Source organism: Cupriavidus sp. U2, assembly GCF_009663685.2.
Taxonomy (GTDB): Bacteria; Pseudomonadota; Gammaproteobacteria; order Burkholderiales; family Burkholderiaceae; genus Cupriavidus; species Cupriavidus necator_C.
In genome coordinates this window covers 257,315-279,213 of record NZ_RCOG02000006.1, presented here as the reverse complement: position 1 = coordinate 279,213, position 21,899 = coordinate 257,315, and the positions used below count along the sequence as shown (strand labels likewise).

At 66.7% G+C, this 21,899-nt stretch carries 15 protein-coding genes; 8 read left to right on the top strand and 7 right to left on the bottom strand.

Annotated features, from left to right (window positions below):
• Window positions 1–16 precede the first annotated feature (16 nt).
• Together D9X30_RS07095 and D9X30_RS07090 are read right to left on the bottom strand one after the other, a co-directional pair.
• Window positions 17–709: a response regulator transcription factor gene (locus tag D9X30_RS07095; protein WP_153947030.1), complete on the bottom strand. Its 693-nt coding sequence runs from the start codon at window positions 707–709 to the stop codon at window positions 17–19.
• A gap of 263 nt (window positions 710–972) precedes the next feature.
• Window positions 973–1,212 (bottom strand): hypothetical protein, encoded by a 240-nt coding sequence (locus D9X30_RS07090; protein ID WP_153947029.1) that lies wholly within the window; start codon window positions 1,210–1,212, stop codon window positions 973–975.
• A 396-nt stretch (window positions 1,213–1,608) separates the two neighbouring features.
• On the opposite strand from D9X30_RS07090, the gene D9X30_RS07085 reads away from it, so the two are divergent.
• The 6 genes from D9X30_RS07085 to D9X30_RS07060 all read left to right on the top strand — a co-directional run bounded on the left by D9X30_RS07085 (window position 1,609) and on the right by D9X30_RS07060 (window position 7,783).
• Entirely contained in the window at window positions 1,609–2,661 is a 1,053-nt protein-coding gene (locus D9X30_RS07085) for an alpha/beta fold hydrolase (protein WP_153947028.1), read from the top strand.
• Window positions 2,662–2,671: 10 nt separating this feature from the next.
• Window positions 2,672–2,815, top strand: a complete 144-nt coding sequence (locus tag D9X30_RS07080) for a MarR family transcriptional regulator (protein ID WP_228770844.1) — start codon at window positions 2,672–2,674, stop codon at window positions 2,813–2,815.
• Between the two features lie 238 nt (window positions 2,816–3,053).
• Window positions 3,054–4,322 (top strand): SfnB family sulfur acquisition oxidoreductase, encoded by a 1,269-nt coding sequence (locus tag D9X30_RS07075; protein ID WP_153947027.1) that lies wholly within the window; start codon window positions 3,054–3,056, stop codon window positions 4,320–4,322.
• A 1-nt stretch (window position 4,323) separates the two neighbouring features.
• Window positions 4,324–5,574, top strand: coding sequence for an SfnB family sulfur acquisition oxidoreductase (locus D9X30_RS07070; RefSeq protein ID WP_153947026.1), 1,251 nt, complete (start codon window positions 4,324–4,326; stop codon window positions 5,572–5,574).
• A gap of 5 nt (window positions 5,575–5,579) precedes the next feature.
• Window positions 5,580–6,947 carry an LLM class flavin-dependent oxidoreductase gene (locus D9X30_RS07065; RefSeq protein ID WP_153947150.1) on the top strand — a complete coding sequence of 456 codons (1,368 nt, stop codon included), beginning with the start codon at window positions 5,580–5,582 and terminating at the stop codon, window positions 6,945–6,947.
• 23 nt (window positions 6,948–6,970) lie between these two features.
• A complete protein-coding gene (locus D9X30_RS07060; RefSeq protein ID WP_153947025.1) occupies window positions 6,971–7,783 on the top strand; it encodes a MetQ/NlpA family ABC transporter substrate-binding protein in 813 nt (270 codons plus the stop codon).
• Window positions 7,784–7,843: 60 nt separating this feature from the next.
• Here the strand turns inward: D9X30_RS07060 and D9X30_RS07055 are convergent, their stop codons facing one another.
• Entirely contained in the window at window positions 7,844–8,830 is a 987-nt protein-coding gene (locus D9X30_RS07055; RefSeq protein ID WP_153947024.1) for a chemotaxis protein CheB, read from the bottom strand.
• Between the two features lie 75 nt (window positions 8,831–8,905).
• Complete coding sequence (locus D9X30_RS07050) at window positions 8,906–13,081, bottom strand: CheR family methyltransferase (protein ID WP_153947023.1); 4,176 nt, start codon at window positions 13,079–13,081, stop codon at window positions 8,906–8,908.
• Between the two features lie 237 nt (window positions 13,082–13,318).
• On the opposite strand from D9X30_RS07050, the gene D9X30_RS07045 reads away from it, so the two are divergent.
• Window positions 13,319–13,564 (top strand): hypothetical protein, encoded by a 246-nt coding sequence (locus D9X30_RS07045; protein WP_153947022.1) that lies wholly within the window; start codon window positions 13,319–13,321, stop codon window positions 13,562–13,564.
• Window positions 13,565–13,602: 38 nt separating this feature from the next.
• Here D9X30_RS07045 and D9X30_RS07040 read toward each other — a convergent pair whose 3' ends face one another.
• A complete protein-coding gene (locus tag D9X30_RS07040) occupies window positions 13,603–14,694 on the bottom strand; it encodes a Bug family tripartite tricarboxylate transporter substrate binding protein (protein ID WP_153947021.1) in 1,092 nt (363 codons plus the stop codon).
• A 164-nt stretch (window positions 14,695–14,858) separates the two neighbouring features.
• Between D9X30_RS07040 and D9X30_RS07035 the strand changes: the two genes are divergently transcribed.
• Entirely contained in the window at window positions 14,859–20,075 is a 5,217-nt protein-coding gene (locus D9X30_RS07035; protein ID WP_153947020.1) for a trifunctional serine/threonine-protein kinase/ATP-binding protein/sensor histidine kinase, read from the top strand.
• A 22-nt stretch (window positions 20,076–20,097) separates the two neighbouring features.
• Here the strand turns inward: D9X30_RS07035 and benD are convergent, their stop codons facing one another.
• Both benD and benC read right to left on the bottom strand, forming a co-directional pair.
• The gene (gene benD / locus D9X30_RS07030) at window positions 20,098–20,874 is read right to left on the bottom strand and encodes a benzoate diol dehydrogenase BenD (RefSeq protein ID WP_153947019.1); all 777 of its coding nucleotides are present in this window, start codon (window positions 20,872–20,874) and stop codon (window positions 20,098–20,100) included.
• The gene (gene benC, locus D9X30_RS07025; protein ID WP_153947018.1) at window positions 20,871–21,893 is read right to left on the bottom strand and encodes a benzoate 1,2-dioxygenase electron transfer component BenC; all 1,023 of its coding nucleotides are present in this window, start codon (window positions 21,891–21,893) and stop codon (window positions 20,871–20,873) included. Before benC ends, benD begins: the two co-directional genes overlap by 4 nt.
• Window positions 21,894–21,899: the final 6 nt, after the last annotated feature.

The window sequence follows — 21,899 nt, the reverse complement described above, 5'->3', positions numbered from 1 at the left end:
CGGCATGACTTTCCCATCAGTCCGCGTCGGCGTCCGGGCCGCCGTCGCCGCCGGGGCCTGTGCCCGGCGTCACCATGCCCAGTGCCTGGGCCATGAGAATCAGTTCGGCAAAGGTTCGCGCCTGCATCTTGCGCATGGCCTGCCCGCGGTAGATCTTGACGGTGGCCTGGCTGATGCCGAGTTCGTCCGCCACTTCCTTGTTCATCAGGCCGTGGACCAGCAGCTTCATGACTTCGCGCTCGCGGCTGGTCAGGGTATCGAGGCGCTCGCGCAGCAGCTGGGTCTGCGAGCTGGCCTGGCGGCGGTCGCGGTCGCGCTGCAATGCCTCGTTGACGGCATCGAGCAGATCCTGTTCGCGGAACGGCTTGGCGATGAAATTGACGGCGCCCGCCTTCATGGCGGCCACGGTCATCGGCACGTCGCCGTAGCCCGAGATGAACACGATCGACGCGCTCTTGCCGGCGCGGTTGAGATGACCCTGCAGGTCCAGCCCGCTGGCGCCGCGCAGGCGCACATCGAGCACGATGCAGGTGGGTTGGTCCGGAAATTCGTGGGCCAGCAGTTCCTCGCCCGAGCTAAAGGACTCGCTGGCGAGCCCGACCGAGCGGAACAGCCCCGAGAGGGCACGCCGCACGTCGAGGTCGTCATCGACGACCAGTACGACACCGTCGTCGGTCGATTCCCGCATCAAGGCGGCACTGCTGTTCATCGTGGTTCTCACTATGCATGGACGTTCTGCCCGGGGCTTGCGGGGGCGGCCCCAGGCGCTGCGCCTGACGCAGCAGAACGGACCGCGCTCCAGCCAGATGACCGAAGATGCACAAGGATTCGATGAAATTGCCGGGAAACGGCGCGATATCGACGTCGGCCCGCCCAACGCGAAGCGGAATTATCGACGCTTTCGATGAAATTGCAAACGACTGTGTGGTGCTGGCGCCGCAGAGGGGCCCCATGGCGCCCCGGCAACGACGGCTACACGGCTTCCAGCGCGCGGCTCAGCGCGTAGGCCGCGCGCACGGCGACATCGAAGGATCGGTCGCAGGCCAGTTCGCGCCCGGCGACGGTGATATGCCACCAGTCCCGGTTGCGTTCGCAAATGAGCCGGTGCTCTTCCATCTGGTCGGAAAACCAGCGCCACAGCCGTGCGTCCTGGCTCAGTGCAGACGCCGCCGCGCGCAGCCGGACCAGTTCGAGCCCATTGGCTTGATCCATGATGTCTCTCCCCAGGGCCAACACCCGCGTGCCCCGTGCGTACATGGTAGGCATGCCCGTCCCCGGTGTGCATTGCCCGTTGGTCCGACAGCCGTAGCGCATCGGCATGCCGGGGTCATACCAAAGACGTATGGGGCGGATTTGAGCGGCGGATTTGTATCCGCATATCGTGCCGCCCGGGTCTGCATACACAGCGATACAAAAACGGGGCAGGCCGACACATGCGGCTTGCGGCACCTCCCTAGACTCGTGCCAACCCTCCAGCACGGGCCGTCCGTCGAAGGCCCATCCCGAGCCCTTCGACAAGGCGATGTGGGAGGGCGCTTCGGCCCGATAGAAGCGAAATACAAGCCACCCTCGAAGTAGAACGCTAGCGTCAGACGCAAAGGAGAAAACATGAGCAAGACCATCGATTTGCCGCGCCGCAACTTTCTTGGCACCGCCGGCCTGGCGCTGGCTGCCGCCCAGCTTGGCGTGATCGGTTCCGCGCACGCGCAGTCGGGCGTGTCGAAGGCCGCGCCACTGGCGCCGGTCACGCCCGGCTCGCATACGTCGTTCGCCACCATCAAGCAGGTCAACGCCGGCGTGCTCAACGTCGGCTATGCCGAACTGGGCCCGGCCGACGGCCCGGTGGCCCTGCTCCTGCACGGCTGGCCGTACGACATTCACGCCTTCGTCGATGTCGCGCCCCTGCTGGCACAGCGTGGCTACCGCGTGATCATCCCGCACCTGCGCGGCTACGGCACCACCACGTTCCTGTCGCCGGAGACCAAGCGCAACGGCCAGCCGTCCGCCATCGCGGTCGACATGATCGCGCTGATGGACGCGCTCAAGATCCGCACCGCGGTCGTGGCCGGCTTCGACTGGGGCGCCCGCACCGCCGACATCATGGCCGCGCTGTGGCCCGACCGCTGCCGTGGCCTGGTCTCGGTCAGCGGCTACCTGATCGGCAGCCAGGCTGCCGGCAAGCTGCCACTGCCGCCCGAGGCCGAACTGCAATGGTGGTATCAGTTCTACTTCGCCACGGAGCGCGGCGCGGCGGGCTACACGAAGTACACGCATGACTTTGCCAAGCTGATCTGGAAGCTCGCGTCGCCGCAGTGGAAGTTCGACGACGCCACGTTCGCGCGCAGCGCCGTGTCGCTGGACAACACCGACCACGTGGCCATCACGATTCACAACTACCGCTGGCGCATGGGCCTGGTCGAGGGCGAGTCGAAGTTCGACGACATCGAGAAGAAGCTCGCCACGGGGCCCACCATCAGCGTGCCCACCATCACGATGGAAGGCGACGCCAACGGTGCGCCGCACCCGGCGCCCAGCGCCTACAAGAGCAAGTTCACGGGGCGCTACGAGCATCGCGACATCACGGGCGGCATCGGCCACAACCTGCCGCAGGAAGCGCCCACGGCGTTTGCGCAGGCCGTGCTCGACATCGACCGCAAGTAACCGGGCCACCATGCTGCATCGACTGCTGATACTGGCCACCATGATGTTGTCGGCGCTGGCGTGCGAACTGGGCGGCGGTGGCGACCGCTGCGCCTGGAAGGGCATGCCCGGCCAGTATCGGGTGGATGCGCCAGGCCGCCGGCGCAAAGGCTAGCGCGGCCGGCGCCGCCGCGCCACCAGGGCGGCCATCCTGCGCGCGGCATTGCCGCCGATCGACGGAATGCGCATGGCCTTATGCGCTCCGGTCGCGTTTGGATAGAAAAAACGCGTCGTTCGTGTACCGGACCCGCCGCAGTATGGTGTCGGAACCATGCCGCGCCGGGGCCCTGGCTGATGACACCGCACAGGGCGGGCGGACCGCCAGCCCGCGCCGCGCATTCCATCGATACGCCATGACCGACCTTTCCGACATTCACGCGGTGGCGCCCGCCACCACAGGCCGGCGCGAGCCGCGCCCGCCCGACCCGTCCCGCGTGCGACGCATCCGCACCGACGCCGAAGCCATCGAAGCCGCGCATACGCTGGCCGGCATCTATCGACAGGGCGCATCGGCCCGCGATCGTGAACGTGTGCTGCCATGGGACGAGCTGGATCTGTGGTCCGAGAGCGGTCTGGGCGGCATCACGGTGCCCAAGGCCCATGGCGGCGCCGACGTGTCGTTCGCGACGCTGGCCGAGGTCTTTGCAATCCTCAGCGCGGCCGACGCATCGCTGGGCCAGATTCCGCAAAATCACTTTGGCCTGCTTGGCGTACTGCGCGAGGCCGGGACCGATGCACAGCAGCGACGCTTTTATGCCGAAGTACTGGCCGGCCAGCGGCTTGGCAATGCCGGTCCCGAGCGGCGTTCGGCGGGCAGCCGCACCATCCTGGATGGCACCACGCGCCTGCAGCGGACGGCCCAGGGGTTGCGGCTCAGCGGCAAGCGTTACTACTCGACGGGGGCGTTGTACGCGCATCGCGTGCCGACGCGGGCGCTGGACGACGATGACCGCCCCGTGCAGGTCTGGGTGCCGCGCGACGCCGCCGGCCTGACCGTGATCGACGACTGGTCATCCTTCGGCCAGCGCACCACCGCCAGCGGCACCGTGGTATTCGACCAGGTATCCATCGCGCCCGATGACGTGATCCCGCTCTGGCAACTTGCCGGCAAGCCCGGGCTCTATGGCCCCAACTCGCAACTGATCCAGGCCGCCATCGACCTGGGTATCGCCCAGGCGGCCTTTGACGATGCGGTGGCCTTCGTGCGCGAACACGCCCGCCCCTGGGTCGATGCCGGCGTGGCACGCGCCACCGATGACCCCCACCTGATCGCAGACGTGGGCCGGCTGGCCATCGACATCGAAGGCGCCCGCGCCGTGCTGCGCGAAGCCGGGCTGACGCTGGACGAGATCGCCGCACAGCCGCTCACCGACGCATCGAGCGCCCGCGCGTCGGTTGCCGTGGCCGAAGCCAAGGTTCTGACCACCGAGGCCGCATTGCATGCGAGCGAGAAGCTGTTCGAGCTGGCCGGCTCGTCGGCCACGCGTGCCAGGCACAACCTTGACCGCCACTGGCGCAATGCCCGCACTCATACGCTGCACGATCCGGTGCGCTGGAAGCTGCATCTGATCGGCAACTATCACCTGAACAACGCGCTGCCCAAGCGGCATTCCTGGAACTGACATGTCGTTGCTACTGACGCCGCCCCCCGCAGATGGCCGGGTGGCCCCCGCCGCTGCGCCCACCGCCGCACCCCATGCCGTTGCGGACGATGCCGAGGCCATTGCGATCGCACACCGGCTGGCCGCGCAATTCGCGCCCTGCGCCGCCAGACGGGACCGCGAGCGCCTGTTGCCGTGGGACGAGCTGGACGCCTTCAGCGCCAGCGGCCTGTGGGGCATCACCGTGCCCCGCGAGCACGGGGGCGCTGGGGTTTCCAGTGTGACGCTGGCGGAGGTCATTGCCATCATCGCCGCGGCGGACGGATCGCTCGGGCAGATCCCGCAGAACCATTTCTACGCGCTGGAGGTATTGCGCGTAGGCGGCACGCCTGCCCAGCAGGCGTTCTTTTACCAGCGCGCCCTGGCTGGCGACCGCTTCGGCAATGCGCTGGCCGAGATCGGCCACAAGGATTTCAGGCGACGCACCCGGCTGACGCGCGATGGCGACGGCTTCCGGGTGGACGGCCAGAAGTTCTACTGCACCGGCGCACTGTATGCGCACTGGATTCCGACGCTGGTGGTGACGCAGGAAGACGGCCGCGAGGTGACGTGGCTGGCGTTCGTCCCCCGCACGGCCGAGGGCGTCAGCATCACCGACGACTGGGACGGCTTTGGCCAGCGCGTGACCGGCAGCGGGTCGGTCACCTTCGACAACGTGCGGATCGACGGCGACTGGGTGGTGCCCTTCCTGGCATCGTTCGAGCGGCCCACGACGATTGGCCCGTTCGCCCAGCTGCTGCACGCGGCCATCGATCTGGGTATCGGACGTGGCGCGTTTGCCGCCACGTTGCCGTATGTGCGCGACCACGCCCGGCCGTGGATCGATGCGGGCGTGGCGAGTGCATCGCAGGACCCGCTGACCATCCATCATGTTGGCGACGTCCAGGTCAGGCTGCGGGCCGCCGAAGCTCTGGTGCGCCGGGCCGGCCGCGCCACCGATGCCGCCCAGGCGGCGCCCGGCGAGCAAAGCGTGGCGCAGGCATCGCTGGCGGTGGCTGCGGCCCGCGCATCGACCACCACCGCGTCGCTGCTGGCGGGCACGCGGCTGTTCGAGCTCGGCGGCACATCGGCCACCCTCGACAACCAGGGGCTGGACCGCTTCTGGCGCAATGCCCGCACGCATACGCTGCACGACCCGGTACGCTGGAAGTACCACGCCATCGGCAACTTCCACCTCAACGACACGTTGCCGCCCCGGCATGGAGCCATCTGATGGTGATGGACGATGGTTCGCAACGGCGGCACATCCTGCTCAATGCCTTCGACATGAACTGTGTCGGGCATATCAACCATGGCCTGTGGACGCATCCGCGGGACCGGTCTGCCGACTACAACACGCTCGAATACTGGATCGACCAGGCGCGTACGCTGGAGCGTGGCCTGTTCGACGGCCTGTTTATCGCCGATATCGTTGGCGTGTACGACGTTTATCGCAACAACGTCGATGTGACGCTGCAGGAATCGGTGCAGCTTCCCGTGAACGACCCGCTGCTGATCGTGTCGGCCATGGCCGCGGCCACGCGGCATCTTGGCTTTGGGGTCACGGTGAACCTGACGTACGAGCAGCCGTACCTGCTGGCGCGCCGGTTCTCGACGCTGGATCACCTCACGCGCGGCCGCGTGGGCTGGAATATCGTGACGGGCTACCTCGACAGCGCCGCGCGCGCGATGGGACTGGACGCGCAGCTTGCCCATGACGAACGCTACGACCGCGCCGACGAGTATCTGGAGGTGCTCTACAAGCTCTGGGAAGGTAGCTGGCAGGACGACGCCGTGCGGCGCGACAAGGCCGCGCGCGTCTTCGCCGATCCGGCCAGGGTGCGCAAGGTGAGCCACCACGGCCGGTACTACAAGGTGGACGGCTACCACCTGTCCGAGCCGTCGCCACAGCGCACGCCGGTACTGTTCCAGGCCGGCAGCTCCGGCCGGGGGCAGCGATTTGCGGCACGCCATGCGGAATGCGTCTTCATCTCGCCGCCGAGCAAGGACGCGGCGCGCAAGACGGTGACCGCGTTGCGCGAGCAACTTGTGGCTGCCGGCCGTCATCCGGACGACGTGAAGGTATTCATGGGCGCGGCGGTGGTCACCGGCCGCACCGAGGCGGAAGCCCGAGAAAAACATGCCGAATACCGCGACTACGCCAGCCGCGAAGCCGGGCTTGCCCACTTTGCCGCCAGCACCGGCGTCGACTTTGGCCGCTATGGTCTCGACGATCCTGTTGACTACGGCGGTGGCAACGCCATCGAATCGGCCACCCGCACCGCCGCGCAGCACGGCTGGACGCGCCGCAAGCTGCTGGACCTGTTTACGATGGGCGGGCGTTATCCGGCCATCGTCGGTGACGCGTCCCAGGTAGCGGACACGCTTGCCGAATGGGTCGACGAGACCGGCATCGACGGCTTCAATCTAAGCCGCACCGTGGCGCCCGAGAGCCACCAGGACTTTGTGGACCTGGTCGTTCCCGCGTTGCAGGATCGGGGCCGTTACAAGACCGCGTATGCCGAGGGTTCGCTACGGCACAAGCTGTTTTCCAGCGGCGACCGGCTGCCCCAACGGCATGCCGCCGCCGCGTTCCGCCAGTTCTGATATCACAAGAGAAAAGGAGCCACATGTTCATCAAGACCGGGGTCAAGCTGGTCGCCGCGTTGCTGGCGTTCGGTATCGTGCAGGGATCGCAGGCCGCAGACGCCGACAGGAAGGAAATCCGCTTCGGCGCCACGGCGGGGCCTTACGCGGACCAGGTACGCTACGGCATCAAGCCGATTCTGGAAAAGCGCGGCTACAAGGTGACAATTGTCGAGTTCAGCGACTACGTGCAGCCGAATCTCGCGCTGGCCGACGGCGCCATCGACGCCAACGCGTTCCAGCACGTGGTGTATCTGAAGAAATTCTCGGCGGACCGCAAGCTGCAACTGTCGGCGCTGATCCAGGTGCCCACGGCGCCGATCGGCATTTACAGCCACAAGCACAAGACGCTGGGCGACGTGAAGCCCGGCGCCACCGTATCGCTGCCCAACGATCCGACCAATCTGGCGCGCGCCATTGCCATCCTTCAGCAGATCGGCTGGGTCACGCTCAAGCCCGGCACCGATGCCGTGCGGGCAAGCGAGCGCGACATCGACGGCAATCCGCACAGGCTCAAGCTGATTCAGCTGGAGGCCGCCCAGTTGCCCCGCTCGCTGGATGACGTGGACTACGCCTTCGTGAATGGCAATTTCGCGCTCGCGGCCGGGCTCAAGCTGACGTCGTCACTGGCGCTGGAGAAGATCCCTGACTACTACATGAACCTGGTGGCTGTCAGGACCGAGGACCTGAACAAGCCGTTCGTGTCCGACATTCGCGATGCCTACCGGTCCGCCGACTTCAAGGCCGTGACGCAGCAGCGTTTTGCGGGATTCGTCGCGCCGTCCTATCAGCAATAGCGTGGCGCGTGTGTGCCGGGACGCCGGCCCCAAGCCGCTGACGCGCGTTGCGTGTCGCGTTCAGCTCATGCGCGTGCCGGCAGCCGCGCGCAACAGATCGGCGAGTTTCTCGTTCTCGTCTATCCGTGACTGTTCGATCGCCACGTCGGTGTGGTTGCCCACGCGCCTGGCCCATTGCTGCCGCTCCTGGGCGAATATGATCCGTTCGTGGACGGCACGAAGCGCCCCCCAGATTGCATCGGCAGTCTCCTGGGCGTTCGCGGCGTCGAGCGACAGCGCGGAGAAGGCGTGGCCCGTGTGACAGCGGTATCGCAATGGCCGATCGTCCCGCAGCCGCCACAGCACGCCGTGACATGTCGGGCAAGTCAGTGCCGAGCGATCCGCGATAGCGTCGAGTTGCCGAGGTTCCGCAACGCCGCTGTCCCCAATCCGCTCCTCGCGATCCAGGTCTGTCAGGTTGCTCATGATCGACTCCTTTTGCCGTGCGGCCCCGTTGACGGCAGCCCGTAGCGCATTGGCGAGCCCATCCTGCCCGACAATGGCATCGGCCCCCGCCGCGGCGATTGCGCTGCGAGGCATGGAGGGCGCCTCGCAGTCGTCCGGATCCTGGACGATGCGATAGCCGCCGCGTGCCTCGATCGCCGCAAGGCCCGCCGCACCGTCGTCGAGTTCGCCGCTCATCACAATGCCGACCACACGCTCCTTGTACTGTGCGCTGGCCGACCGGAACAGCGGATCGGCGGCAGGCCGGCAGAAATTCTCCGGTGCCGTCTCCAGCAGGCACACGGTGTCGCCACGCACGACCATGTGTCGATCCGGCGGCGCCACGTAAATTCTGCCGTGTTGAATTGCTTCGCCGTGCTGGGGGTGGTGCGCCGGGAAGCAGCCCCACTTCGACAGCAGTTCCGGCAGGATGCTGCGGTGCCGTCCAATGTGCAGCACCACAAGCATGACAAGCTCCAGGTCCCTGGCCAGGCCTTCGACCAGCGTCTTGAGGACCGGAAGTGCGCCCCGGGATGCAGCTACAACGACAATATCTCTGCGCATGGCTTTTCCTTTTTACGGGAAAAGCAAGTTCCGCACCCGTGACACAACAGGCGCGTCAGTCTTGTGCAGGCCGTCTCAGTCGGACTTGGCGCCGTCCTGCCGGGACACCAGATCGCTCAGCGCGCCGAGCAATTCCTGGAAGTCGAGCGGCTTGGCAAGATGCTTGTTGTATCCGGCTTCCCGGGCGGCTTTGGCATCCTCCTTGTGATCGCGTCCGGTCAGGGCCACCGACCAGATATTCGCCCAGCGGGTGTCCTGGCGGATATTGCGCATGAGCGCGTAGCCGTCCATATCGGCCAGCCCGATATCCGAGACGATGGCGTCGATCGGAACCTCGGCCAGAATCTCCAGCGCCTCGGCACCGGACGTTGCCACGCTCACGCTTGCCCCTTCCAGTTCCAGCAGCTCGGCGAGCGCGGCGGACGTGTCCCGGTCGCCTTCCACCAGGAGAATCCGCAGGCCGGCAATGCTCTGCATGCCGTCCGCGGCGTCCGGGTCCGACGCGTTATCGACAGGCGCGGCGGGCAGCCATACCGTCATGGTCGTACCGTGGCCGGGGCCTTCCGATCTGGCGGTCACCCTGCCGCCGTGCATCCGGGCAAGCTGCTTCACCAGCGCCAGACCAATGCCGAGCCCGCCCTTCGCCCTGTCGCGACCGCCTTGCCGGTACATGTCGAACACGTACGGCAGCAGGGCGGCATCGATGCCTTGGCCGTTGTCGCTCACCTCGATACGCAGCATCCCGCCTTCCCGAGACAGCCGCAGATCGATCTGCCCATTCGCCTCCGAGAACTTCAAGGCATTGGAGACGAGGTTCCAGATGATCTGCTCGCAGCGCACGCGGTCCACCAGGGCGATGGCCGGACGATCCGGCAGCGCCAGCCGCATGGTGATGCCGCGGTCGCCGACATCCTGCTCGCAGGTCCGCGCAATGTCCGCCAGCATCGCCGACAGATCGACGCGCGACACGTCCAGGGCCAGCTTGCCGGTCTGCACGCGCGAAAGATCGAGCAGATCGTCGATGATCTGCGCCTGGCTGCGCACGGCCTGGCGGATGGCGCCGGCCGCTTCGCGGACCGCGGCGACATTGCGCACCTCGGGCAGTCGCGGAAGCATTTCCGCCTTGACGCCAATCAGGTTGAGCGGGTGCTTCAGTTCATGCGAAAGCACGGCAATGAACTCGTCCTTGAACTGGCTGGCATTGAGCGCCTGCTCGCGCGCGGCCTGCTCCTTGGCCAGCGCATCGCGGCTCGCATCCTCATGGAGCTTGCGGGCCGTGAGGTCGCGCACAATCTTGGCGAAGCCGCTGAACGATGTGTCCGTGATGGGGGTGACCACGCCGCTGCAGTAAATCCGGCGGCCGTCCTTCGTGCGATACCACCGCTCGTCGTCCGCACGGCCCTCCTTCATGGCCGTGTCCCGCTCATGGGCGGGCACCGATGTCTGGCGATCGTTGACCTCGTATATCGCCTCCACGCTCTTGCCGATGAGTTCGTCTTCCGTATAGCCGAAGATCCGCTCCGCCCCGGCGTTCCAGCTGACGATCAGCCCTTCGCGGTCCTGGATGATGATGGCGTAGTCCTTGGTGGACTGCGCCACCAGCCGCAACCGCTGCGCCCCCGCACGGGCGGCTTCCTCGGCCTGATGGCGATCCGTCACATCGATCAGCGTGATCACCGCCCCGTCGATATGGTCGTCCGCCGTGCGATAGGGCAGGAGCCGCATCAGATACCACCGCCCCGCCTCGCTCTGGATCTCCCGCTCGGTCAGCCTCAGCGACTGGAACGACTGCCTTACGTCGTCGACCAGGGTCGGATAGCGCAGCGTATGCGTGATGTGGAACAGCGACCGGCCAAGATCGGAGTCGATCAGGTTGAAAATGGCGGTCGCGTTCGGCGTAAACCGCTTGATCCGGATTTCCTTGTCGACAAAGACCGTGGCGATCTCGCTGGAGGCAATGATGTTATGCAGGTCGTCGTTGGCCTTGGCCGTATCCTCGATCCGCGCCTGCATCTCGGCATTCGCCGTGGTCAGCTCTTCATTGACCGACTGCAGTTCTTCCTTACTGCTTTCAAGCTCTTCGCTGGTCGAACGCAGCTCCTCGTTGATTGCCTGCAACTCCTCGTTGGATGCCTTCAGCTCCTCCACCGACGTCTCGTACTGCTCGATGATCGTTGCCAGCTGCTCCCTGCTGTGCTGCAGTTCCAGTTCGAGCTGCGCCAGGACCGGGTCCTGCCCCGAAGCGGCGGCCAGCTCCTCTTCGGTCATGTGACCGGCCACCTCATCGAAGACGACCAGCAGGAAGTCGGCATTGGCAACCTTGTCGTGAAACGGCCGCACCGTCATGCTGATCCACGACACTTCGGGGTCATGATCCCACTTGACCTTGCGCGCCTCCACGCTGGTGCCGGTCTGCAACGCCCGGAAGATCGCCGTGCGCAAGTCGAGCCGCAGCTCGGGGAGCACCAGCGTCATGATGTTCGTGGTCAGTTCGCCGCCCACATGCCGCAGGAACCGGCCCGCATTGTCGGACAAGTGAACGACGTTCGATTCGCGGTCGATGATGACGCTTGGTGGGGAATACGTCTCCAGCGCGCGCTGGTGTAGTTCCGTCAGCGAAAAACTGCGCTGGGGCGAACTGGTCGCGGTACGCAGCGGCATGGTAACGGCCGGCCGGTCGTCGGCCATGCTGGTATCGGCCGGCGTCAGGACCGGGAAGCCAATCGGCGGCTTGGCGCGCTGCGACACCGCGCGTGCGCGATAGACCCGCCACTTCTTGTCCACCACCGCAAACAGGTCATCCGCGGCGTCGGCCGATTCCGCCGTCCCGAGGAACAGCAGCCCGTTGGGCCGCAGGGCGAAGTGGAAGAGCTCCAGGATCTGCCGCTGGACCGCACGTTCCAGGTAGATCAGCACGTTTCGGCACGAGATCAGATCCAGGTGCGAGAACGGCGGATCGCGCAGCAGACTGTGCGGCGCGAACAGGATGCGCTCGCGCACCGCCTTGCTGATGGCGTAGTGCGCGCCCTCGCGGGTGAAGTAACGCTGCAGGAGAGCCGGCGGCACATCGTTGGCGATGGACAGCGGATACGACCCCGTGCGCGCCCGGCCGATGGCCGCCACGTCGATATCGGTGGCAAACACCTGGATGGGCCGGGCCGAGGCCGCCGTCTCGCGCGCCTGGGCCAGCAGGATCGAAATGGAATACGCTTCCTCGCCGGTGGCGCAGCCGGCCACCCACACCCGCACCTGATCGTCGTCGCTGAGCTTGCCGTCGAACAGCGTCGGAATCATTTCCTGCTCGAGAAACTCGAAGGCCTCGCCATCCCGGAAGAACTGCGTCACGCCGATCAGCATGTCGCCCAGCAGCGCGCTGGCCTCGTCCGGCGTTGCCCGGAGGAAATCGCGATAGGCCGCCAGGTCGCTCTGGCCATTGAACTGCATGCGCCGCTCGATGCGACGGAGCACCGTGGCGCGCTTGTAGAAGCGGAAGTCATGCCCTGTGCGCACACGCAGATGCATCAGGATTTCGGACAGCGCCCGTTCCCCGCTCGTCTTGGGCGACTGCCCCGATTCCTGCAAGTCGTCGTCTTCAAGCACTGCATCCTGCGGCTCGATGCGCTGGATGTTCTCCCACAGCTCCATGAGCCGCTGCGGCATCTCGGCCGCAGGCAATACGATATCGACCCAGCCCGCGTGGATGGCGGCGCGCGGCATCTCCGGATGTTCGGCGTCGTCAGGCGACTGCGCCAGCGTCAGGCCGCCGACCTCGCGGATCCGGCCCATTCCGATCGTGCCATCGGACCCGGAGCCGGACAGCACGATGCCGATGGCCCGCCGCTCGTGAGCATCGGCGAGGGTACGGAAGAAATGATCAATCGCAAAGGGCCGCCCAAAGGTATTCGGCTGTTCCAGGACCCTGAGACAGCCATCGGACATCTCGAGATGGGTGCCCGGCGCCACCACATAGATGTGATTCTCCTGGATCGGCGTCGTGGTACGGACTTCGCTGACGGGCATGGTCGTGACACGCTGAATCAGGGCCGCGACCTGGCTTTCGAGGTCCGGCGCCAGGTGCAGCACCACGACGAAGGCCATGTCCATCTGTTCCGGCGCATGCTGGAACAGCGTCTGCAGGGCCCTCAGGCCGCCCGCGGAAGCTCCGATGCCAACGACAGGGAAACGCAACGTACTCTTTACCGCGCCCGCCGGATTTCCCACCTTCTTCTCCTTGAGTTTCTTCCGCGCCATGATTCCTCCCATCCCACACTCGTCGCAGCGGCTGGACGAGGCATCCGAAGGCACAATCGGGGCTCATTGTAGCGTCCCGGGCGCACGAAACACGCCCCCGGGCCAGGCGATCGGCGGGTTGGCGCATGCTAGGCGTCCACGTCCCGGCCGCCAGGGGCGGAAGCGCCGGTATCTGGCGATCATCAGCACTTGCCGTTGCAGCGCGGCAGGCCTACCTTTAGGAATACAGAGCCCATCATGCAACATCCCTCATCCATCCTCAAAGAGCTTGCAACCGCTCGTCAACACGTCACCCGCTGCCGGCAACTGGTGCGGCGGCAGATCGAGATTGTCCGGCTCTGCCAGCACCGCCACCGGGACGAACTGGATTCTGTGAATCTGCTGCGGGAATTGCGCGAAGCACTCGCCATCGGACGCCACCACATGCATGTGGTGGCGCAGGAACTGGGGCGTAACAACTGGTTCGGCAGGCGAAGGCGATAGCCGCCGCCTGCCGAACTGCCGAACCGGGGCACCCGCGGCTACCGGCGTGTGCCGCCAGTGGGCCTGTCCGCGCGGGCATCGGTCTGTTCGGGGACGATGCGCCGGTCCACGATCAGCCGCTTCCACCGTGCCAGCTCCTGTTCGATAAACATCTGGAAGTCCGCCGGGCCGGCATGCAGCACCTTGAAGCCGTAACCGGCCAGCATCTCGTTGAGCGTCAGTTCCGAGAGCGCCTGGCGGATGGCGAGGTCGAGGGTCTCGATCCGGTCCCCGGGGGTGCCTTTCGGCGCCAGAACGCCATACCAGCCGGTGACGAACATATTGCGCACGCCGGCCTCGACAAAGGTGGGCGTTTCGGGAGCAATGGGCAGCCGGACATCGGCGGCCACGGCCAGCGCGCGCAATTTGCCCGAACTGACGTATCTGAGACTATCGGCACCGGCGAACACGGCATCCACATCGCCACTCATGGCGGCCGCCACGGACGGCACGCCGCCGTGATAGGGGACATGCATCACCCGGATTCCGGCCGCCTGCGAAAGCAGCTCGATGGCCAGGTGGCTGGTATTGCCATATCCCGACGACGCTACGGTCACCCTCTCGGGATTCGACTTTGCACGTTGGATCAGGTCGGCGACCGAATGAAACCGGGAATTCGGCCCGACATAGAGCACCAGCGGCTGCTTTGCGACGAGCGAGACCGGCTGGAAATCCTTGATGGGATCGTAGCCGGCCGATTGACTGACAAGCGGACCGATGGCGTAGGCAGCAAGGGCAAGCACGAGGGTATAGCCGTCGTTCCGGGCCCGTTGCACATATCGCAGCGCAATCTGTCCGCCCGCCCCCGGCTTGTATTCCAGCAGCACTGGCGTCCCAAGTCGCTTCTGCAATGCGGCGCCCAGCGGACGCGCGACAAGGTCCGCCGGCCCGCCCGGCGGATACGGCACGATGATCGTGACCGGCTGTTCGGGGTAGGCGGCCCACGCCGGGTGAACCGTGACGAATGCCGCAGCGAGCAGCACCCCGGCTCGCCGGGCAATCGTGCGACGCAATATCTGCAGCCCGGCCGGCGCTGCCTGCCTGATCCGGGTGAAGATGCGTCCGGTGGCCGCGGGAGGTTCAAATCGCATGCTTTTCTGGGAAGGGCTGGAGATCAGGTCACCGGGTGGCTTTCCGGACGAGATCATACCCCTGGCCGCCCACGGCTATTTGATACTATCTGGCCTGCCTGCAGCGCCCCCCTTGAATCCTCGGGTGTTCCCTCCGCCCCTTCGTCAGCATAGCGATGTCATCCATGTACTTCCCCAGGGCCGGTGTCGGCCTCGGTTTCGATTCCACGTGGGATGCAGGCGACCGCCGGTTCGGACGCGGCTGGCTGTTGCGGGAGGACGGCGGCAAGACACCCGCGCTCGGCGTCTGGGCCGCCGACGGGCATCGCGCACCCGCCACCCTCGACCGCCTTGTTCACGAATACGCGCTGCGCGACGACATCGACGCGGACTGGGCCGCCCGCCCGCTGACCTTGCTGCGCGAGCGCGATACCGCCGTGCTGCTGCTCGACGATCCGGGCGGCGAGCCCCTCGCCCCCATGCTGGGCGCGCCGATGGCCGCAGCGGCGTTCCTTGATATCGCCATCGCCATGGCCAGCGCCGTCGGCAAGCTCCATCAGCGCGGCCTGATTCACAAGGATCTGAAGCCGGCCCACTTCCTGGTGGCGGGCGACCGCACCCGCGCCTGGCTGATCGGCTTCGGCATCGCGTCGCGGGCGTCGCGCGGCGCCGAGCCGCTGCCTGAGGCCAGCGAAATCGCCGGCACGCTTGCCTATATGGCGCCCGAGCAAACCGGCCGGATGAACCGGGCCATCGACGCGCGCAGCGACCTGTATTCGCTCGGCATCACTTTCTACCAGATGCTGACCGGCGCGCTTCCCTTTGCCGGCTCGGACCCCATCGACTGGGTCCACGCCCACCTGGCGCGCTTGCCGGCGCCACCGGCCAGCCGCGTGGCCACGGTGCCCGCGATCCTTTCGGATCTGGTCATGAAGCTTCTGGCAAAGGCGCCCGGGGAACGCTACCAGACTGCGGCCGGCCTGCTGCGCGACCTGCAGCACTGTCGCCAGACACTGCAGGCGCACGGCGACATCGCGCCGTTCGCGCTTGGCCAGGGCGACCATTCGGACGTCTTCGCACTGCGCGAACACCTCTATGGCCGCGAGCAGACCGTGGCGACGCTGGTGGATACCTTCGACCGCGTTGCCACCACGGGCTGCAGCGAGATCGTGATGGTGTCCGGGCATTCGGGCGTCGGCAAGACGTCGGTCATGCAGTCGTTCGCGCGAACCATCGCCGGGCGTGGCGGCCTTTGCGCCACCAGCAAGTCGGATGCGCCGGCCGATGCCTCGACCGAGGGCCCGGCCGATGCCGGCGCGCGGCTGCCCTATGCCACGCTGGCGCAGGCGCTGCGGGGCCTGCTCAGGGAACGGCTGGCCTGCGATCCGGCCGACGTGGCGTCATGGCGCACCGTCATTAGCGAGGCCCTCGGGCCGAACGCCGGGCTGCTGGTATCGCTGCTGCCCGAACTCGAAACCATGCTGGGTCCGGTGCCTTGGGTGCCCGACACGCAGTCGCGTGAGGCCGGGCCACGGCTGCAGCTCGCCTTGCACTGCCTCACGGCGGCCCTGGCACGTGCCGCCGGGCCGCTGACGCTCTGCTTCGACGACATCCAGTGGCTCGACAATGAAACCACGGCACTGCTGCACCAGTTGTTGACCGATCCGGCCACGACGCACCTGCTGGTGGTCTGCGCCTATCGCAGCCAGGAAGTGGACGATGGCCATACGGTCACGCACTGCGTCGCGGCATTGCGCGCGGATGGTGCCAGCGTGGCCCATATCGAACTGGGCTGTCTCGACGCATCGGACCTGCTTCGGCTCGTTGCCGAAACACTCCATTGCGACGCCACGGCCAGTGCGCCGCTGGCACGACTGGTGATGGAGAAGACGGCTGGCAACCCGTTCTTCGCCACGCAGTTCCTGAGCGAACTGGCGACCGAAGGCCTGCTGCGCTTCGACCACAGCGCAGCGTGCTGGACCTGGGACCTTGACCAGATCGCGGCAAAGGGTTTCACCGACAATGTCGTGGCATTGATGGTCGGGCGGATTGGCCGGCTATCCGCCCGGACCCGTGCGGCGCTGAAGCTCCTGGCCTGCCTGGGCAACGACACCCCGGTCGAAACTCTGGCGCGCGCCTGGACGCGCGAGCCCGGCGAACTGGACCCGGCGATCCGCGAAGCCGTGCATGCGGGCCTGGTTTCGCGCAAGGATCACGTGCTGCGCTTCCGCCACGACCGCATCCTCGAAGCCGCCTATGCGCGCATTCCCGAGCCGGAGCGGCAGGCGTTCCATCTGCACCTCGGCCGCCTGCTGCTGGACCGCACGCCAACGGAAGAGATCGATGCCAACGTCTTTACGATCGTCGGCCAGTGGAACCGCGCGGCCAGCCAGATCGACACGCAGGACGAACGCGACAGGCTCGCGGAACTGAACCTGGCCGCGGGGCTGCGCGCCAAGTCCACCTGTGCCAACACCGCCGCGCTTCACTATCTTTCAACCGGTCTCGCCTTGCTTGGCGACGACGCCTTTGCGCGCTGCGAAGCCCTCGCGTTCTCGCTGACGCGGCATATGGCCGAATGCGAATTCCTGACCGGGGATTCCGCGCGTGCCGAACCGCGGCTGGCGGCGCTGGCTGCACGCACGTCGTCACTGACCGCGTTGGGGGTTGTCACGCAACTCCAGCTTGGCTTGCTGCTGACGGGCGGGCGGCGCGTCGAAGCGGTGACGATTGGCCTGGCCTACCTGCGCCGCGCCGGTATCGACTGGACCGCCCAGCCTGCTGCGTCGGTCGTGGCGCAGGAAGAGGCGCTGCTGACAAGCCTGCTCGATGGCCGGGACATCGCCAGCCTCAGCACGTTGCCGCCCATGACGGACGCCGGCTGTCTTGCCACGATGCGCGTGCTGACGGCGCTGCTGCAGCCGGCGTGGTACACCGACGATCACCTGCGCACGCTGGTCATCCTGCGCATGGTCAACCTGAGCATCTCGCTGGGGAACAGCGAGGAATCGTGTCTGGCCTATGCATGGCTGGCAATGCTGCGCACCGCGGCGGCGCCGGACGAGACGGCCGGCATCGCGTTCCAGCGCCTGGCACTGACCGTGGCCGAGCAGCAGGGTGTCGAGCGGGTGCGCGCCCGCGTGTACCAGGTTGCGGGTGGCAACCTGCTGCACTGGACGCAACCCCTGCGCGTGGCACGCGCCCTGTTGCGCCAGGCGCTGGCGCTGACCGCGCAGATCGGCGACCTCACCTACGCCGCCTACATCCGCAGCAACCTGATGACCCACGCGCTGGCCGTTGGCGACCCGCTGGGGCGCGTGCAGCACGATGCGGATACGGGCAGCGTGTTCGCGTGGGGACCGCGCTTCGCACTGGTGGCGGACCGCCTTGCCGCGCAGCGCCAGCTCGTGCGGACCTTGCGCGGGCTGACCCCCGTATTCGGACGCTTCGACACGAGGGATTTCAGCGAGGCCGCGTTCGAGGCGCGGCTGGACAGCGACGTGGGGCTGCGCCTTGCGTCGTGCTGGTACTGGATCCGCAAGCTGCAGGCGCGCTATCTGGCCGGCGAAGCCGCGCAGGCGCTGGATGCGGCCGAACGGGCCCGTGCGCTGCTGTGGACGTCTCCCGCCTATTTCGAGCAGGCCGAGTATCACTTCTACGCGGCGCTGGCGCGCGCGGCATGCTGTAATCCCGCCGTCGCGGACGACCTGGCCATCCACCTTCCCGTGTTGGCCGGCCACCATCGGCAGCTGGCCCAGTGGGCCCGGCGTTGTCCGGCCACGTTCGCGCACCGGGCCCTGCTCGTCGAGGCGGAAATTGCCAGGCTGGAGGGGCGCGACATCGACGCGATGCGTGGCTTCGAAACGGCCATCGGATCCGCACGTGACAGCGATCTCATCCACATGCAGGCGCTGGCCAACGAGCTTGCGGCACGTTTCTACCTCAGCCGGCGGCTCGACAACGTGGCGCTGGTCTATCTGCGACAGGCTCGCCATGGCTACCTGCACTGGGGCGCCGACGCCAAGGTCTGGCAGCTCGACCGGCAGCATCCCGCCCTGGCTGCCGACGCCAATGCCGTTCCCGCTTCGACGCCGTTGATGGGCACCATCGGCGCGCCGCTTCAACACCTGGACCTGGCCACGGTCATGGCGATCTCCGAGGCGGTGTCCGGCGAAACCCGCCTGGATCGTCTGCTGGCCACGCTGATGCGCACGGCCATCGCGCACGCGGGGGCATCACGCGGGCTGCTGATCCTGCCGCACGGCACGGAGCATCGCGTGGCAGCCGAAGCTGCCGTTCGCGACGACACCACCGCCGTGGCGCTGACGGACTTGCCGCTCGACGCCGCGGAGATACCGCTGTCCATCGTCCGGCACGTGCTGGAGTGCCACGAGCATGTGGTGATCGACGATGCCGCAGCCCAGCCATCCTTTTCGGCCGACCCTTACATACGCCAGCGCCGGACGCGCTCGATGCTGTGCCTGCCGCTGCTGAACCAGGGCAAGCTGACTGGCGTGCTGTATCTGGAAAACGGGCTGGCGCCGGGCGCGTTCGTGCCGGCACGGATCGAGGTGATCAAGCTGCTGGCGTTCCAGGCGGCCAGCGCCATCGAGAACAGCCGGCTTGGCGAGCAGCGCCGGGAAGCCGACGAAGCGTTGCACCGGGCCCAGGCCGAACTGGCGCACGTCAGCCGCGTCATGACGCTCAGCGCGTTGACGGCGTCCATCGCACACGAGGTGAGCCAGCCTGTGGCCGCGCTGACCATCGAAGCCAATGTCGCCCTGCGCTGGCTCAAACGCGAGACACCCAACGTCGCCGAGGCCGTGGAATCGCTCCACAGCATCGTCCAGCAGGGTCAGCGCGCGCGCGATGTGATCGTCGGCATGCGGGCCATGTTGCGCAAGGCCGGCCCACAGGCGCAACGGATTGACCTCAATGCGATGATCGCCGAGACTCTGCCGCTTCTGGCCGGCGAGCTCACGCGCCACCGGGTCATGCTCAGGACCGAACTGCTGCCGGCGCTGCCCATGGTGTCCGCCGACAAGGTCCAGCTTCAGCAGGTGTTCCTGAACCTGGCCGTCAATGCCATCGAGGCCATGCGCGGCATCGATGCGCATGCGCGCGAGCTGACGGTCCGTTCGTCGGTCAACCCCGCGGGTGAGGTGCTGGTGACCGTGCATGATGTCGGCGTGGGCCTGCCGGCCGATCCCGACGAACTGTTCGAGGCGTTCTACACGACCAAGCCCGAAGGCATGGGCATGGGCCTGTCGATCTGCCGCACGATCCTGGAAGCCCACGGCGGCAAATTGCAGGCGTGGCCGAACCGTCCGAAGGGAGCGGTATTCGGATTCAGTCTGCCGGCCGACGGCACGGCGGGGACAGGCGCGGCACCACGCCAATGACAAATTCTTGATCCGGCGGTTGCTAGCCGTTGTCGCCGCCTGCCACCGGCACCACGGCACCGGTGATGTAGCCCGCTTCGTCGGACGCGAGGAAGAGAATCGGCGCGATCTGCTCGTCGAGCGTTGCGTATCGCCGGAAGAACGTCGACTCGGTTACCTGTTTGACCGCCTCGCCCATCCAGAGTCGCTCTTGCTCGGTGTCTCCTGCCGCATTGCGGGGGACGCGTCGCGGCGGGGCCTGGGTGCCGCCCGGCGCTGCCGCGACCACGCGAATATTGTGTTCGCCATACTCCATGGCCAGTGACTGTGTCAGGGCATTCACCCCGCCCTTCGCCGCCGAGTACGGCACGCGGCGGATACCACGGGTCGCGTTCGACGAGACGTTCACGATCGTGCCGCCGCCTTGCGCCAGCATATGCGGCAGGACTGCGTGGCAGCCGTACAGGGTGGGCATGAGCGAACGGCGAATCTCCGCATCGATCTGGGCGGGCTCGAATTGCGCAAACGGCCGCATCCGGATCGCCCCGCCCACGCCGTTGATCAGGATGTCGATGCGACCGAATACCTTTATCGCGAAATCCATCGCAGCGGCAGCGCCCTCGTAGGTCTCCAGGTCAGCCATGAAGGCGGCCGTGTCAGCCCCCGCCGCCTCGGCCGCGACCTCCGAGACGAAGTCGGCGCGATCGACCAGCAGGACCTTCGCACCTTCCGCCGCGGCCCGCAGTGCCACGCCCCGCCCGATACCCTGGGCAGCCCCGGTGACCACCATCACCTTGCCTTCGAATCGACGGGCGCTCATGGCGTCACCGGCGCCGCGTTGGGCGTGAATTTCTCGTAGTGGAAGCTGGCCGGCTTCACGCCGTTGTCGTCGAAGAACTTGCGCACGGCATCGACCATCGGCGGGGGGCCGCACAGGTACACGTCAACGTCGCCGCCGTTCAGGCATTCCGCCGGCATATGCTGGGTCACCCAGCCCTTGCGCGGGTGATTCGATTGCCCATCCGCGACCACCGTGCTGAACGTGAAATTGGGCAACCTGGCGATGTAGGCCTCGATCGCCTCTACCTGCACCAGATCAAGGTCTCGCGTCACGCCGTAGATCAGGTGCACCTTCTGCTGCGAGTTGGCGCGAACCAGCACTTCGAGCATCGACAGGAAAGGGGCCAGGCCCGTGCCGCCCGCCAGAAACAGCAAGGGACGTTCCACGGTGCGGAGGTAGAAACTGCCCAGGGGGCCGGTCAGTTGCACCTTGTGCCCGGGTCGGGCCGATTCGAGCCAGGTGCTCATCACGCCTCCGGGTATCTTCTTGATCAGGAAGCTGACCTTCGATGCGCCTGGCGGGGACGAGAACGAATACGACCGATGCTGGCCGCTACCGGGAATATCGATGTTCACGTACTGGCCAGCCAGGAAGACCGGGGGAACGCTGTCCACGTCCAGTTCCAGCACGACGGCCGCGTCGTTGTGCTGTTCGAGCTTCGTGACCGTCGCCGCGAATTTGCTTTGCTCGGTCTTGCACATCGCCGACGATGCCGGAACGGCGATGACGCAGTCGCTCTGCGGCACCATCTGGCACGTCAGGACGAGGCCGCCCGCTTTCTCGTCGTCGCTCAGCGCGTCTTCGATGTATTCGTCGCCCAGGTCGTAACTGCCGCTCTCGGCGCGGCACTTGCAGGTGCCACACACGCCGTCGGAGCAATCCATCGGCAGATTGATCCTGGCGCGAAATGCGGCATCGAGGACCTTTTCACCGGCCTTGCATTCGACAAAGCGCGTGACACCGTCTTCAAAATTCAGTGCAATGTTGTAGCTGGACATGTTGCC

Excerpts from the sequence above, each read along its gene's own strand:
- D9X30_RS07045 (WP_153947022.1), top strand. The coding sequence starts at position 13,319 with ATGCAACATCCCTCATCCATCCTCAAAGAGCTTGCAACCGCTCGTCAA.
- D9X30_RS07095 (WP_153947030.1), bottom strand. The coding sequence starts at position 709 with ATGAACAGCAGTGCCGCCTTGATGCGGGAATCGACCGACGACGGTGTC.
- D9X30_RS07070 (WP_153947026.1), top strand. The coding sequence starts at position 4,324 with ATGTCGTTGCTACTGACGCCGCCCCCCGCAGATGGCCGGGTGGCCCCC.
- D9X30_RS07075 (WP_153947027.1), top strand. The coding sequence starts at position 3,054 with ATGACCGACCTTTCCGACATTCACGCGGTGGCGCCCGCCACCACAGGC.
- D9X30_RS07090 (WP_153947029.1), bottom strand. The coding sequence starts at position 1,212 with ATGGATCAAGCCAATGGGCTCGAACTGGTCCGGCTGCGCGCGGCGGCG.
- benD (WP_153947019.1), bottom strand. The coding sequence starts at position 20,874 with ATGAGCGCCCGTCGATTCGAAGGCAAGGTGATGGTGGTCACCGGGGCT.
- D9X30_RS07055 (WP_153947024.1), bottom strand. The coding sequence starts at position 8,830 with ATGCGCAGAGATATTGTCGTTGTAGCTGCATCCCGGGGCGCACTTCCG.
- D9X30_RS07060 (WP_153947025.1), top strand. The coding sequence starts at position 6,971 with ATGTTCATCAAGACCGGGGTCAAGCTGGTCGCCGCGTTGCTGGCGTTC.
- D9X30_RS07040 (WP_153947021.1), bottom strand. The coding sequence starts at position 14,694 with ATGCGATTTGAACCTCCCGCGGCCACCGGACGCATCTTCACCCGGATC.
- D9X30_RS07035 (WP_153947020.1), top strand. The coding sequence starts at position 14,859 with ATGTACTTCCCCAGGGCCGGTGTCGGCCTCGGTTTCGATTCCACGTGG.
- D9X30_RS07080 (WP_228770844.1), top strand. The coding sequence starts at position 2,672 with ATGCTGCATCGACTGCTGATACTGGCCACCATGATGTTGTCGGCGCTG.
- D9X30_RS07050 (WP_153947023.1), bottom strand. The coding sequence starts at position 13,081 with ATGGCGCGGAAGAAACTCAAGGAGAAGAAGGTGGGAAATCCGGCGGGC.
- D9X30_RS07085 (WP_153947028.1), top strand. The coding sequence starts at position 1,609 with ATGAGCAAGACCATCGATTTGCCGCGCCGCAACTTTCTTGGCACCGCC.
- D9X30_RS07065 (WP_153947150.1), top strand. The coding sequence starts at position 5,580 with ATGGACGATGGTTCGCAACGGCGGCACATCCTGCTCAATGCCTTCGAC.
- benC (WP_153947018.1), bottom strand. The coding sequence starts at position 21,893 with ATGTCCAGCTACAACATTGCACTGAATTTTGAAGACGGTGTCACGCGC.